Source organism: [Phormidium] sp. LEGE 05292 (assembly GCF_015207735.1).
In the GTDB taxonomy this organism is placed as follows: Bacteria; Cyanobacteriota; Cyanobacteriia; order Cyanobacteriales; family Aerosakkonemataceae; genus Floridanema.
Window position 1 is genome coordinate 64,273 of the sequence record NZ_JADEWG010000005.1, and the last position, 13,992, is coordinate 78,264.

12 protein-coding genes are annotated in these 13,992 nt (G+C 40.4%); 3 read left to right on the top strand and 9 right to left on the bottom strand.

Annotated elements, in window-relative coordinates; translation table 11 throughout:
• The first annotated feature begins 6 nt into the window (after positions 1–6).
• On the top strand, positions 7–255 hold the full coding sequence (locus IQ264_RS03070) for a hypothetical protein (protein ID WP_193978484.1): 249 nt from the start codon (positions 7–9) through the stop codon (positions 253–255).
• Between the two features lie 140 nt (positions 256–395).
• On the opposite strand, the gene IQ264_RS03075 is transcribed toward IQ264_RS03070, so the two are convergent.
• Together IQ264_RS03075 and psb28 are read right to left on the bottom strand one after the other, a co-directional pair.
• The gene (locus tag IQ264_RS03075; RefSeq protein ID WP_193978486.1) at positions 396–1,316 is read right to left on the bottom strand and encodes a TIGR01777 family oxidoreductase; all 921 of its coding nucleotides are present in this window, start codon (positions 1,314–1,316) and stop codon (positions 396–398) included.
• A gap of 234 nt (positions 1,317–1,550) precedes the next feature.
• The gene (gene psb28 / locus IQ264_RS03080; RefSeq protein ID WP_193978488.1) at positions 1,551–1,931 is read right to left on the bottom strand and encodes a photosystem II reaction center protein Psb28; all 381 of its coding nucleotides are present in this window, start codon (positions 1,929–1,931) and stop codon (positions 1,551–1,553) included.
• A 172-nt stretch (positions 1,932–2,103) separates the two neighbouring features.
• Here psb28 and dxs point away from each other — a divergent pair, with 172 nt between their 5' ends.
• On the top strand, positions 2,104–4,014 hold the full coding sequence (gene dxs / locus IQ264_RS03085; protein WP_193978490.1) for a 1-deoxy-D-xylulose-5-phosphate synthase: 1,911 nt from the start codon (positions 2,104–2,106) through the stop codon (positions 4,012–4,014).
• Here the strand turns inward: dxs and IQ264_RS03090 are convergent.
• The 4 genes from IQ264_RS03090 to IQ264_RS03105 form a co-directional block, all read right to left on the bottom strand.
• A complete protein-coding gene (locus IQ264_RS03090) occupies positions 4,007–4,900 on the bottom strand; it encodes a polysaccharide deacetylase family protein (RefSeq protein WP_193978492.1) in 894 nt (297 codons plus the stop codon). The two genes, dxs and IQ264_RS03090, sit on opposite strands and share 8 nt — an antisense overlap.
• Positions 4,893–5,798: a WecB/TagA/CpsF family glycosyltransferase gene (locus tag IQ264_RS03095; protein WP_228061242.1), complete on the bottom strand. Its 906-nt coding sequence runs from the start codon at positions 5,796–5,798 to the stop codon at positions 4,893–4,895. Before IQ264_RS03095 ends, IQ264_RS03090 begins: the two co-directional genes overlap by 8 nt.
• A gap of 374 nt (positions 5,799–6,172) precedes the next feature.
• On the bottom strand, positions 6,173–7,015 hold the full coding sequence (locus IQ264_RS03100; protein WP_193978494.1) for a hypothetical protein: 843 nt from the start codon (positions 7,013–7,015) through the stop codon (positions 6,173–6,175).
• A gap of 321 nt (positions 7,016–7,336) precedes the next feature.
• Entirely contained in the window at positions 7,337–8,293 is a 957-nt protein-coding gene (locus IQ264_RS03105) for a hypothetical protein (protein ID WP_193978496.1), read from the bottom strand.
• A 170-nt stretch (positions 8,294–8,463) separates the two neighbouring features.
• Between IQ264_RS03105 and IQ264_RS03110 the strand changes: the two genes are divergently transcribed.
• A complete protein-coding gene (locus tag IQ264_RS03110) occupies positions 8,464–9,084 on the top strand; it encodes a cytochrome b N-terminal domain-containing protein (protein WP_193978499.1) in 621 nt (206 codons plus the stop codon).
• 73 nt (positions 9,085–9,157) lie between these two features.
• On the opposite strand, the gene IQ264_RS03115 is transcribed toward IQ264_RS03110, so the two are convergent.
• The 3 genes from IQ264_RS03115 to IQ264_RS03125 form a co-directional block, all read right to left on the bottom strand.
• The gene (locus tag IQ264_RS03115; protein ID WP_193978501.1) at positions 9,158–10,198 is read right to left on the bottom strand and encodes a protein-glutamate methylesterase/protein-glutamine glutaminase; all 1,041 of its coding nucleotides are present in this window, start codon (positions 10,196–10,198) and stop codon (positions 9,158–9,160) included.
• A gap of 73 nt (positions 10,199–10,271) precedes the next feature.
• Positions 10,272–11,114 carry a CheR family methyltransferase gene (locus IQ264_RS03120; protein ID WP_193978503.1) on the bottom strand — a complete coding sequence of 281 codons (843 nt, stop codon included), beginning with the start codon at positions 11,112–11,114 and terminating at the stop codon, positions 10,272–10,274.
• Between the two features lie 57 nt (positions 11,115–11,171).
• Positions 11,172–13,973: a HEAT repeat domain-containing protein gene (locus IQ264_RS03125; protein WP_193978505.1), complete on the bottom strand. Its 2,802-nt coding sequence runs from the start codon at positions 13,971–13,973 to the stop codon at positions 11,172–11,174.
• Positions 13,974–13,992 lie beyond the last annotated feature (19 nt).

Consider the following 13,992-nt stretch of genomic DNA (forward strand, 5'->3'; position numbering starts at 1 on the left):
GCCCCCATGAAAGAGAAATTGCTTAATTGGCTGAATATAGCTTTGATGTGCAATTTGTTCCTAGTTTTGATTAGTTTTTTCTGGTTAGCGATCGCAGTCGTCGGCGAAACAACAGGCGTTAATCTAGGTTGGAAACTCTGGCAAAAACTTTGGGAACCTGTCTTTACCCCAGCCATTGGTATTTTAATGGCTGGAGCACTTATTAGCGGCATTAGTAGCTGGATCTCGAAGAAATTAAACTCCAAAGCTAGTTAAAGGCTCCAAGGCAGAAGGCTCCAAGGCAGAAGGGAAGAAAGGCAGAAGGGAAGAAAGGCAGAAGGTAGAAGGCAAGAAAAGATAAAGGTTATATTTTCATCCCCATCTCCCCATCTCCCCATCTCCCCAATCCCCAATACCTAACTCAAAAAAGACTTCAAAGCAGGTTTTAAATCGGGGTATTTATAAGTAAAACCAGATTCTAAAGTGCGTTTTGGTAAAACTTTTTGACCTTCTAAAACCACCATTGCTGCATCACCCATGAGCAATTCTAAAGCAAAAGCGGGGACAGGCAACCAAGAAGGTCGATGCAAAACATCTCCTAAAGCGTGGCAAAAATCTGCCATTCTTACAGGATTAGGAGCAGTAGCATTATAAACTCCTTCTATTTCTGGTTGCTTTAAAGCGGCGACTATTAAGTTAACCAAATCATCAACTTCTATCCAAGAAAACCATTGTTTTCCAGTTCCAATTGTACCCCCGGCAAACAATTTAAACACAGGTAACATTTTAGCGATCGCACCACCCATACCCAAAACTACCCCAAAGCGCAAAATAGCCAATCTCACTCCCAAATCTTTCACTTTTTGCGCCTCAGCTTCCCAAGCAATACAAACTTGGGCTAAAAAATCATCACCCGGAGGACTACTTTCCTGATAGGCAGCAGTTTCGCTAGTGCCATAATAGCCAATAGCCGAAGCATTTACTAACACTGAAGGTTTTTTTTCTGCATTAGCAATAGCCTCAACTAACTTTTGCGTACCAATTTTTCGGCTATTAATAATTTCTTGTTTCCGTTCCGCCGTCCAACGACCTTCACCAATCGGAGCACCAGCCAAATTAACTACACCATCACAACCAGAAATTACCTTTTGCCAATCCCCAGATTGATGAGGATTGTAAGCCACAATTTCTACATTTGGGAAAGCACTTTTCGGAAAAACTCGATTAGCATGATCGGTATTGCGAGTTAAGATGATCGTGCGATCGCCTTCAGCTTGTAACCTTTTTACTAAATAACTTCCTACAAATCCTGTAGCACCAGTAATTGCAACTTTCATGACCGCCTCTGAGTAAGATCGTTTCTCTTTAAGTTTGCTACAGATTATTGACAAGAGGACACGGGAAAGTTCTTTAACTTAAAACACAACCAGGATTTATGGATTTACATGATGAACTGGATTGATGATTTGATTTATTGGAAGACCCGGAATTAATCTTGTTAATCCTTTCATCCTTCAATCCTGGTCAATCTTTCTCTTTAACTCAAAACTCGCTCACTCAAAATTCAAAACTCAACCATTTTTCTCTGGTTCTCCGTAAGCCATGCCATTAGCCTCAGCATAGCGATTCATAAACCGCATAAATCTGTCCCAATGGTCTTCGCGATCGATCTCAAACCTGCATTCAACCCGCTGTAAATCATCACCTTCCGGCCCACCAAAAATAAACTTTACCCCACTCGGTTCAACCGTAATTTCCCCTTCCGAATCGAGCAAACGCAAAGCATTAGAAAACCTATTTTTAAAGCTATTAAAATTTTCCACAGCCTTCAACTGCTTGAAAACCATCAAAACAGATTTAGCACCCGTAGAACGATTGCGGCGTAAACTCACATCAGCCAACTCTTCAGAAATACCTTCAAAAAACTGGATGGTAGGAATTTGTACTGTCATGTAATAAAGATATAGAAACTTAACAATTAGTATAACGGTAGTGGGTAGTAGGTAATGGGATTGCCGTCACCAGCTACCAACTACCAATTACCCACTACCCACTACCCAATGCCACAAATCCTCTACAGTTAAGAATGTAAATAAAATCTAATAGTCGAGAGAGTAGGCCAGTATGCACTTGAGTGAAATCACTCATCCAAATCAGTTGCACGGTCTGTCAATACACCAGCTGAAGCAAATTGCCCGACAAATTCGGGAAAAGCATCTGCAAACCGTGGCGACCAGCGGAGGACACCTGGGGCCGGGTTTGGGTGTAGTAGAACTGACTCTGGGACTTTATCAAACCCTGGATTTAGATCGAGATAAAGTCATTTGGGATGTGGGACACCAAGCTTACCCGCACAAGCTGATCACTGGAAGATACAACAACTTCCATACCTTGCGGCAAAAAGACGGTGTTGCTGGATACCTGAAACGCTGCGAAAGCAAGTTCGACCACTTCGGCGCAGGACACGCTTCCACCAGTATCTCAGCTGCCTTGGGTATGGCCTTGGCGCGAGATATGAAAGGCGATAACTTTAAAACGGTAGCAGTGATTGGTGATGGTTCGTTAACAGGAGGCATGGCATTAGAAGCAATTAACCATGCTGGACATTTGCCAAAAACCAATCTGTTAATCGTACTCAATGATAACGAGATGTCGATTTCTCCCAACGTGGGGGCAATTTCTCGTTATTTGAACAAAATGCGCCTCAGTGACCCAGTGCAGTTCCTTACGGATAACTTAGAAGAACAATTTAAACATCTACCCTTTTTTGGTGAATCTCTCACTCCAGAGTTGGAGAGACTTAAAGAAGGCATGAAGCGTTTAGCTGTATCAAAAGTTGGTGCAGTTTGCGAGGAATTAGGCTTAACCTACATGGGGCCAGTGGATGGTCACGACCTGGAAGAGTTGATTTCCACATTTAAGCAAGCACACAAACATACTGGGCCTGTGCTGGTTCATGTGGCAACTGTGAAGGGCAAGGGCTACGAGATGGCCGAAAAAGACCAAGTTGGCTATCATGCTCAAAATCCCTTTAATTTGGCGACTGGTAAACCTATTCCTTCCAGCAAACCGAAACCGCCTGCTTACGCCAAAGTTTTTGCTCATACTTTAGTCAAGTTAGCCGAAAATAACCCGAAAATTGTGGGGATTACGGCAGCAATGGCTACGGGAACTGGGTTAGACAAATTACAAGCTAAATTGCCCAATCAATATATTGATGTGGGTATTGCGGAACAACACGCTGTTACTTTGGCAGCTGGTTTAGCTTGTGAGGGAATGCGTCCTGTCGCGGCGATTTATTCTACTTTCTTGCAACGGGGCTACGATCAAGTAGTTCATGATGTCTGCATTCAAAAGTTGCCTGTGTTCTTCTGTATGGATAGGGCGGGAATTGTGGGTGCTGATGGCCCGACTCACCAAGGAATGTATGATATCGCTTATCTGCGTTGTTTGCCGAATATGGTGCTGATGGCTCCGAAAGATGAGGCAGAATTACAGCAGATGGTAGTGACGGGTATTGATTATACTGATGGGCCGATCGCTATGCGTTATCCTCGTGGTAACGGCTACGGCGTACCTTTGATGGAAGAAGGTTGGGAGGCTTTGCCCATTGGTAAGGGTGAAGTGTTGCGCCAAGGTGATGATGTGTTGCTGTTGGGTTATGGTTCAATGGTTTACCCAGCAATGCAAGCAGCTGAAATCCTCAGCGAACATGGCATTGAAGCAACTGTGGTGAATGCCCGGTTTGTCAAACCTTTGGACACGGAATTAATTTTGCCCTTGGCTAAACAAATTGGTCGAGTGGTGACTTTGGAAGAAGGTTGCATCATGGGCGGTTTTGGTTCCGCTGTGGCAGAGGCTTTACTGGATCATAATGTTTTGGTGCCGATCGTTCGGGTTGGTGTACCTGATATTTTGGTAGATCATGCTACGCCAGAACAGTCTATGGCAGAGTTGGGTTTAACTCCACCGCAAATTGCTGAAAGAGTGCGTTTGGCTTTTTTCAGTCAGCAAGTATCAGCTGTTGTTAGTTAGTTAGACTCGGACTAGGGTGGTTGTTTGCCACCCTAGTTTGAGAATTTTTAAACACATCACCTAATGGTGCAAAAGAAAATTCTGCAAGCAATCGCCGCAACTTTGGTGTGGTTGAGTGGAAATTGACATAGTGTGTCAAGCGCTCTTTCCAATTTAGTGGTACTGGTGGATGATCTGGGTCTAGTTCCCAGGGATGAATATAGAAAACTACTGGAAGACCTTGTTGTTCTAGGGCTAGAAAATTATTTTGTGTGATGCTGTACGGATACAGACGGAAATAAGATCCGCCAGACACGGGAAGGTTGTAATTAAAAATTGGTCGAACTGAAACAGGCAGTTCATAAATTGAACCCGACGGGGTATCAATTTGCTGGGGTTGTCGAGGGAAATTGGGTATGCCGTAGCGCCAATTTCGCACGGGGAAAATACTAGAATCATACTGAAATCCAAGTTCTATAAGAATTTCTAGTGCCCACAGAGACTTGCGCGTAATTGAGAAGTATGGGGCACGATATGAAATAATTGGTTTTCCGGTCAGATTGGCGATCGCATCGCACGCTTTCCTAGTTTCTTCACGAAATCGCTGAGGAGACATAGTATAAACTAGCTCGTGCAACCATCCGTGACAGCCAATTTCATGTCCCGCATCTGCTACTTGTCGCACCAGATAGGGATGTTCCACTGCTGCTGGACCTAACCAATAAAAAGTACCTTTTACTTCATATTCTGCGAGAATATCTAATAGCCTGCCCAACCCATAATCAAGACGACGTTCAGCAGAAGCCCTAGTTTTTTCATCAGCAATTCCGTGATACCAGTCTTCCACATCTACAGTGAAAGCGTGCTTGAGTCGTAAGTCTTTTTGCCGCTCTTTTTGCTTAAACATTAACATTATTAATCAACACTAACTGAGGATAAATTGAATGAATTTGGTGATCGTTAAAGTTTGATAGTCGATCGAACAAGTGAACAAAAAACAAAAGTTGTAGGAAGAACAACAACACAAATCTAGGATTATGGCGCTGATTTCTTTTCCACAATCTTCTCGGTTCTAAACAAAGTCGAAATATCCACTCTAATCCTGTCTCTTGCATCAGCTTTGGAGCCAAAGGTTTTGTCCCAGCAATAAAGTCGAAAGCTGCTCCTACCCCTAACATTACTGCTGGGATACGCTGTTTATGTTGTGCCATCCAATACTCTTGTTTAGGACAACCCAAACCTACGAAGAGAATCCCAATTCCCGATTCCTGAATTTCTTTTACTACAGCTTCATCCTCTTGTGCAGAAAGGGGACGAAACGGAGGTGAATAACTGTAGGCTACTTTTAAATCTGGGTAAAGCTTTTTTATATTCGTTACTATCAGTTTTAAAGTATGTTTAGAACTTCCATAAAACCCCACTGGTATCCCTTTTTTCGCTGCTTCTTTGCATAAGCTTAGTGTTATGTCCCTACCAGTAATCCGCGTTTGATCGATCGCACCTAGAGAGCGCAAACCCCAAACTAAGGGCATACCATCTGGAACTACCATATCTGCTGTATTTAAAGTTTGCCAAAACTCTCGCGAGTCGTAAGCTTCCATAATCATGTGCACATTTGCTAGGCATATATAGCTGGATTTACCTGCCTGTGCATATTCGATCGCTTTTTGAGTAGCATCTTCAACGCTGAGAGCATTTACTTTTGTACCCAGAATAGAACGCTTATCTACTTTAATGGTTTCCCAAGAATTTAGAGTTTTTTCCTCTGTGAGCGCTGATTGATTGACCCGATCGTTAATCATCATGAGCTTTTTACATTTGTAATTAAGATTGATTTTGCTTAAAGTCTGTATTGGTTCACAAAAATTATCTATTACCAATATTTCTTGGTTATGTTTTTAAGGGTTATTACGTAATGTTTTACAACTTTATAAAATAAATAGCTAGTATTTATGTTTAACTTTATGAAAGTTTCATAGTTATGTGAAGAAAATATGAATTAACATCAATCACAGAAAATAATTTATGATGATTATATGAGGAATAATAAAAGTTCTAATTCTTAAATTCAGCGATAATACTGGAATATACGGTTCTCTAGTACTTAAGGTGATAAGTAATTCTAATTAATTGGTGCGATCGCCACTTTCGCTGAACGATCGCACTTAATCTCAAATTATTAATAAGCACTCAAAATTGACCACTTAACGGTTTGAGTACCAGAATTATCAATGTAATAACCTGGTTCGTCATTGTTGATAAATGAGATAACTTCTCCCGGTTTCAGTTGGATGGTTTGTTCTTTCCCGCTACCTATAGATTGGTCATTTTTTACTGTTACTAATGCTGCTGGTTTAATGTTGGAAAAGCGCATTTTTGATTCTTGTCCACTGCTTTCCGAATTACCATTAGCATCTACTTCTTTGGCGAATATCGATGTATCGCCATAGTTCCACAATCCCTCGGCTTGAATTTTCAATGTTATGGTTTTCTCTGATTCATTTATCAATGTGGGCAAGTTTTCTTCTTCAGTTGCTTCCACTGTAAGTTCGCCGCTAGGCAACTCAATATCACTATTGATCTCTCCACTTGGCTTAGTTGAACTATTACCATTACCCGGATTGATAGCAGCAATTGACCACTTAATTGTCAAGCTGCCACTATTATCTGCGTAAACACCTGGTTGATCGTTGTTCATAAAAAATACGCTTTCTCCAGGTTCAATTGAGATCATTTGATCTTTACCACTGGCGACAGCTTGGTTATTTTTTACCGCTACCAATGCCGCTGGTGTGATGTCTGGGAAGCGCATATATGGGTTTCGTCCGGTTTGCGTCACGTTACCATTGCCATCTACTTGGTTAGCGAATGCGTCTTCACCACCGTAAGACCATTTACCCTCGGCTTGAATTTTCAATGTTACCCTTTTGTCTGAAGTGTTAGTCAAGCTGGGGAGGTTGTTTTCTTCAGTTGCTTGGACGGTTAATTCACCACTAGGTAGAATGATGCTGGATTTACTCATAGATTTTGATTTGCTAATTTCATGAGTATTTTATATTAATTGTCGTGATTTTATTTTTTTTTGTTTACTAATAATTTCTAGTTTTTAACGATAATTAAGAAATTTTAGAAAATGTAAAAAAGGGTTTTTCTTTGCTAAGCCTTATGCTTAAATGATTAATATTTAAATATATTTTTATATAAATAAATAATTGAAGATTTAGGCAAAGTGGGAGAACGATATACCTACGGTAAGCTACGCGATCGCACATTCCAGTCCTTAAGTCATCGATCAGAAAGTGCGATCGACCTAGCAACAATTCACCCTAATGTTAAGGAGAAATTAACTCACAATTGGATTACTAGCTTGAGTTTTAGCTTTGACTACCTCAGCTTTAATGGTTTGCACAATTTTGTCAGCTACTTGTTTGCTTTGCCAATAACTGCCGTGAGCATCGCCACCATGTATTAAAGCTAAAGTTTTCTGACTTAACTGCTGAAATATCCGATCGCTCCAATCTTCATTCTTATTTACAAAATCAATCAAATCCAAATATTTCTTTTGTTCTGCTACTGAATCGAATAATACTGTTTCCAAAGGCCAAGCTACGGGATCGCCTGGGTGGATAAAATTTGTCCAAGGTAACTGTCTACCTCGGAAATTGTACAAATTCTTCAGCAATTCTTCTAGTATTGGTTGGAAATCGTGACTACTTCCATTCACATGAATTAAGTTAAAAAGCGCGATCGGTGAACCCATTGTATTAATACTTGCCAGTCGAATCCCTGTATTAGGAGTGGGTGGTAATCCAAACAGGAAATTACGAATAGCAATCACATCTTGATGACCTGGAACATTATCAAAATTCCAACGTTCAGCAAACAGAATGTCAAACAAAATTACCGTTCCCCAACTATGAGTAACTAAGTGCAAACGGTCTTCTTGGGGATTGTAACCTTGTATTCCTTTCAAAGCTTGTTCTTTTAAACGCTGAACTACTTGATAACCGACTGTACGGCTGAGGTAAAGTGCTGCATCCCCAGCAAATTGCAAAAGTTGATTGGTGCGGAAATCTTTGAACCACAGCTGATTCCAAGCACTTGATTGTTTAAAAGATTTGACAAGATTATCTTGTGCTTCTTGGTTGATGTCACCCCAGTACAGGGTGATTTTTTTCAGTGTTATGGATGAGTCTACTCCTTGCTGAATTAAGCGAAAAAGTTGGTCAGCGTAAGTAGGCTGTTCCTGCTTTTGGCGAGTGTTGACACCATGTACGAAGAGAATGTAGTCGGTTGCCATAATTTATTTCCCCATGATATTAATACCGTATTAATACATAATAATTTTCCTAAGATCCAGAATTTCCTGTATTTTTTTCCACGAGTAGAGTAGTTTCTAGTGTTCAACTTCAAAAAACTTAATATAATAAATGAAGAATCTATTACAGATTATCAAAGCTGGAGTTCGCCATGAGAAACATTTCGTACTCTTTTATACTGCGGCGATTGGCTACGATCTTGTCTGTGGCAATTATTTCTCTGAGTTTAATAGCAGCGATTACGGGAATTTTGCTGTCTTTTTATTACGAACCTACTGCGGGTGGGGCGTATAATTCATTGCAAAGTATTAAATCAGAAATTCCCAATGGCTGGTTAATTCAGCGGCTTCATGAAATTGCGGGGAATGGATTAATTGGTGTTTCTTTAATTCAAATTGTGGTGATGTTTTTGGGTGAGAAATTTCGCCCTAATTGGTTAACTGCTTGGATTAGTGGAATTTTATTAACTTTAACTGCGATCGCACTCAGTTGGACAGCCATGTTACTAGACTGGACTCAGTTAGGATATTGGCGTTTTAACATTGAATTAGGGACGATCGAAGCAATTCCGGTGATTGGTTCTCTGTTGCGGGAATTTCTCACAGGTGGAGGCGCAGTTAACACGATGACAGTGATGCGTCTTTACACTTTGCATAGTTATGTTTTGGCAATGGGTGCGATCGTTCTAGCAATCATTCATTTAATCGGATTATTGCGACAAGAAGAGGAAGAAAAACAGGAGTCTCAGGAAATCACTAATACAGCTTATTAGTATATTAGGAGTTGTGATTTAACCAGTTATTTGGTAACTCGCAACTCCTATATTTTCCCCAGAAAAACTGACATTATAAAACCTCCATAATTGCTGCTGTAATTTGACTAAGTGGGATAGATTTATCGCTTAAACCTGCTTCTTCAACCGATCTGGGCATTCCATATACTACACAGCTTTCTTCTGCTTCTGTAAAAATTAAACCGCCATGAGATTTAATCCAAGCAGCACCTTGTTTGCCATCGGAACCCATGCCTGTCATGATTACGCCTAAAACGCGATCGGCAAAAACTTCCGCTGCTGATTGAAATAATACATCTACACTAGGACGATGCAAAGTATCAAATGGACGAGCATCTAAATGAGTAATTACAACACCATCAGATTGACGCATAAAACTTAAATGTCTTCCGGCTGGTGCAATTAAAACTGTACCCGGAATTACCGGATCTTTTTCCTTTGCTTCGACAACTTTTAGTGGTGAAATTTCATTCAATCTCTTGGCATACATTTCTGTATATCCCACTGGCATATGTAAAACAATTGCTACCGGAATGGGAAAGTTTTCTGGTAATTGGGGAATTAAAAAAGAAAGTGCTTGTGGCCCACCCGTAGAAATTCCCATGACTACAATATCTATTATTCCCGATCGGATTTGATGAACTACTGGTGATTTTACTTGGCTGTTAGGATTCGTAGGTAAATTACTGAGTTTGACATTAGCAGCAGCTTTAACTTTTTGAATTAATTCATCGCTAATTTCAAATACTTTTTCTGTTGCCAGTGCGGTGGGTTTTTGCACAAATTCCACTGCGCCAGCATCTAAAGCTTCTAGTGCGGTTTCTCCACTCTCACTAGCAATGCTCACAATAATTACTGGTAAGGGGCGGCGCAGCATTTGTTCCCGCAAAAATTCTATGCCATTCATGTTAGGCATAATTAAATCTAATGTCACTACATCTGGTTTAAGTTGCTCGACCAAATCTAATGCTTCTTTGCCATCGCGAGCAACACCAACAACTTCGATCAATGGACTGCGGGATAACATTTGTTTAATTACTTTCCGCACATAAGCAGAGTCATCAACAACCAAAACACGAATTACTTGATCCATTATTTCTACTCCTGGTTTTTAATATTTTATTTTAAGTATTTTACTAATAATCTTGTCTAATCGTCTTTATTATTTAAGATTTGACATAAATAAAAGCACCGCCGATTTCTTGTAATTCCAATTTATTAGTTAATCTTAAAAGAGATTCGGAAGCAGCGATACATAAATAACCAGGTTCGGGCATATATTTATGAAAGATTTCGATAGTTTTACGAATCGAATTATGGTCAAAGTAAATAAAGACATTTCGACAAAAGATAATATTGGCAGTAGCTAAATAACTTATTTCATTTTCTACTATTATGTTAGCTATTGACCATTCAATCCGCTGATGAATTTCAGGAATAATTCGCCATTGGTTATTGGCTGTTTCTACAAAATATTTGCTTTGTAAATGCAGAGGTATGTTGCGAAAAGAACGTTCTCGATATAAACCTGCTTTAGCTTTAGCGAGCGCACTGGCACTAGCATCACTAGCATAAATTTGAACTGGTAGTTTATCCAACAAACCTGCCTCATTCAGTGCGATCGCAATCGAAATTGGTTCTTCTCCAGTGGCGCAAGCGGCACTCCAAATTCGCAAAGTTCGACCAGGAAATTGAGTAATATACTCAGGAACCAACACATTAACTAAAGCTTTAATTTGATCTGTTTCCCGCCAGAAAAAAGTTTCTTGTACAGTAATAGCATCCATTAAATGTTTCCATTCGGTTGCAGAATTATCTTCATATTTCAGCAAGTAATAGTAATCCAGAAATGAATCAAAACCACAAGCAACTACACGGGAAAATAGTTTATCTCCCAACAAATCGGGGCTATAATCATAAAAATTTATCCCGGTACGTTCCTGAATTAAATCGCGTAATAAAACAAAAGAGCTATCAGGTAAACCAAGGGATTCTGAACTAAATTTCATGACTTATGTTTGTGGGAAATGAATTTGATTTTAGATTTTAGATGGGAAAATATAAAGTTAACCGAGAGCTTTTTGTGCTGCTTGACGCACTGTAGGATCGGGGTCTGTATGTGCCATAACAGCGATTTTGCGTTCTGCATAGCGATTGCCTAAATGTTCCAATCCATTAACTGCTGCTAATCGCACGATTTGTTCTCGATCGTCCAACGCGGTAATCAAAAGTTCGGAAGCACGAGGACATCTTAATCTTGTCAGTACTTCTACGGTGGCGCAGCGGACTTCGTGATTAAAATGATGTAACCCTTGTCCAATTGCTTCCACTTGTTTTTCTCCCAAATTAGCTAGAGCGATAATACAAGCTTCGTTGCGTATTGGATTAGTGCTTAATTCTAGCAAAGCGGCGATCGCTTCTGGGGTAGCTAACAGTGATAATGCCTCAATCGCAGCAAACACAACAGTTACATCAACTTCTGTAGCTGCTATATCCTGTAAAATTGATTCGACATCTTGACCGCCTCTTTTTCCTAAAGCCTTGACTGCACAGACTCGGCGGAACAAATCTTCCGATCGCAAAGCACTGAGCAAAGGCGGTAAAGAATTGGGGTGTCCCACTTGTCCCAAAGCGGTTAAAGCTGCTCGTACCAAATCATTGTTAGCATTAGTATCATCGACAATGGGAGCTAGGAATGAAACTACTCTTGGCCCGCCAATTTGTCCCAAAGCTTCTACTGCTGCAATTCGCACGATCATACTGGGATCGCGATGCGCGAGATCTGCCAAAATATCGATCGCTTCAGCGTAACCATTCCAACCGATCGCTCTAGCTGCATAGTAGCGTACCCAAGGGTCTTTATCCCGCAAAGCCTTTAACAGATGGGTATAAGCTAGGGTACAATCCATTTGTCCCAAGGCTCTAGCAGCGGCGGCTCTCACTTTCGGAGTTTCCCGTTCTAAAGCGTTAACTAAAGTAGGTAATACGGGGGCGTTTTCCAAATAGGGAATTAATTCGATCGCGGCTTTTCGCACTTCTTCTGCTGGGTCGTGACAGCGTTCTAAAAGTAGGTTGACACATTCATTAAAGGCAAAATATCCGGCAATTTTTACCGCTGATTCGCGCACATAAGCATCAGCATCTTGGAGTAAAGTAATCATGCGGTTGAGCATTTCTGGATGCCCTAAAGAATTTAGTGCTGCTACTGCTGCTAAACGCACGGCGCTATCATTATGACCGATTAAACTTAAGAGTGTATCAAAAGCACGGCGATCGCCAATCTGTGCCAAAGAATTAGCAATAACTACCATTAATTCTGGTAAAGGTTGATGGGAAAATTCCTGTTCATTAGTTTCTGAATTAGCTCCTGATTGAATTAATAATTGAGTTAATGCAGGTACAGCTTCCGCATCACCGATTCTTCCTAAAGCGATTACAGCCGCCCTTTGCACTTCTAAATCCTCAGATGACAATTGTTCGATTAGTAAGTTTGTGACTCTTTTGCCATAGCGCACCAAAGCTTCAATCACAGTTGCCCGCACCATTTCTTCACCTAAAAGTCGAGTTAAAGCACGGGCAGTTTCTGCATTTCCTTCCGATCTACCTAATAATAGAACGATCGCTCTTAATTCATCTGGTTTAGCATCATTAACATTTGCCAATAAATTATTTATGCCCTGTTTTTTAATTGCAGCAAAAGCTAAATCAGCAATGTAATTACCCTCATGATAAGCATTTTCATAGCGGTCATATAATACCCTAATTGCATTAACTAAATTAGATACAGGCGGGTCTGGTTCATTCAACAAAGTTGCCACTGGTGGAACTACACTAGCATCGCCCAAAAAAGCTAAGGTATCAACTACTGCCGCGACTAACAATTCATCGTCTAACAAAGGCAAAAGTTTGGTGGCAATAAAGGCAAGTTTTGGAGAATTGTTTTCATGTGAACTAATATTTCTTAAGGCATCTAAAGCCGGAAATGCCAGGAAAAAATCTCCCCCACAAGCAATAGAAACTAAATCTTCTACTGCTTCTATTGCTTGTAAATGTCCTAAAGCATCGATCGCATGATATTGGACATTAGAATTGCTATCTTGCAAGGCTATTCGTAAAGCCGGAATTGCGCGGCTGTCTTTTTGTTCTCCTAAAGCTAATGCAGCATAAATTCGCAAATCCTCATCTTCACTATTAAGACAGTCAATTAAAGCTGGAACAATATCAACTTTGCCATGAGCTAAAACTTGCAATACACCGTTTAAAACACTAGGATTACGGTGTTCTTCTCGTAAACTTCTTAATAGGGAAGTAGCGAGAGTCGATCCACTAACAGCAGCTAAACCATCAACGGCAGCGCGACGGACTCGCCAACTGGGATCTCCTAATGCTTTAACTAGCATTTGTTCAGGTTCTGCGATATTAGCTTTTGCCAAACTTTGGACAGCAGCTAAACGCAAATGTTCTTGAGGGCTGTTTAATTGTTCAGCTATGTTTAAGCTGATTTCCAATTCATCGGTAATATCCTCTATCGTGACTATAGTACCGATAATTTCACCTTTTTGTTTTAAGGGGGCAATAGTTACCTGTTGCTGCATTTTTTGGAAGTTGCGCGAGGGAACTGCTAGGGCAGATTCAAATAGGTAAGGGTAAATTTTTTGGGGCAGAGTTTCAATTATTCCGTGTTGTAATACCCGCTGAAAATGCCCAGCAATGCCACTTGCATTAAAGGATGGAATCAGCTCAGATAAAGCCACACCTTTGACCATTTCTTCAGATAATCCGGTGACTGAAGTTAACCAATCATCCCAAGAAGAAACGACGAGTAAAGTGTCTGTAGTAAAAATGCTAATTTTTGGTTTATTTTTCATTTTTCAAGTCTGTTGTAGT

Excerpts from the sequence above, each read along its gene's own strand:
- IQ264_RS03070 (WP_193978484.1), top strand. The coding sequence starts at position 7 with ATGAAAGAGAAATTGCTTAATTGGCTGAATATAGCTTTGATGTGCAAT.
- IQ264_RS03075 (WP_193978486.1), bottom strand. The coding sequence starts at position 1,316 with ATGAAAGTTGCAATTACTGGTGCTACAGGATTTGTAGGAAGTTATTTA.
- psb28 (WP_193978488.1), bottom strand. The coding sequence starts at position 1,931 with ATGACAGTACAAATTCCTACCATCCAGTTTTTTGAAGGTATTTCTGAA.
- dxs (WP_193978490.1), top strand. The coding sequence starts at position 2,104 with ATGCACTTGAGTGAAATCACTCATCCAAATCAGTTGCACGGTCTGTCA.
- IQ264_RS03090 (WP_193978492.1), bottom strand. The coding sequence starts at position 4,900 with ATGTTTAAGCAAAAAGAGCGGCAAAAAGACTTACGACTCAAGCACGCT.
- IQ264_RS03095 (WP_228061242.1), bottom strand. The coding sequence starts at position 5,798 with ATGATGATTAACGATCGGGTCAATCAATCAGCGCTCACAGAGGAAAAA.
- IQ264_RS03100 (WP_193978494.1), bottom strand. The coding sequence starts at position 7,015 with ATGAGTAAATCCAGCATCATTCTACCTAGTGGTGAATTAACCGTCCAA.
- IQ264_RS03105 (WP_193978496.1), bottom strand. The coding sequence starts at position 8,293 with ATGGCAACCGACTACATTCTCTTCGTACATGGTGTCAACACTCGCCAA.
- IQ264_RS03110 (WP_193978499.1), top strand. The coding sequence starts at position 8,464 with ATGAGAAACATTTCGTACTCTTTTATACTGCGGCGATTGGCTACGATC.
- IQ264_RS03115 (WP_193978501.1), bottom strand. The coding sequence starts at position 10,198 with ATGGATCAAGTAATTCGTGTTTTGGTTGTTGATGACTCTGCTTATGTG.
- IQ264_RS03120 (WP_193978503.1), bottom strand. The coding sequence starts at position 11,114 with ATGAAATTTAGTTCAGAATCCCTTGGTTTACCTGATAGCTCTTTTGTT.
- IQ264_RS03125 (WP_193978505.1), bottom strand. The coding sequence starts at position 13,973 with ATGAAAAATAAACCAAAAATTAGCATTTTTACTACAGACACTTTACTC.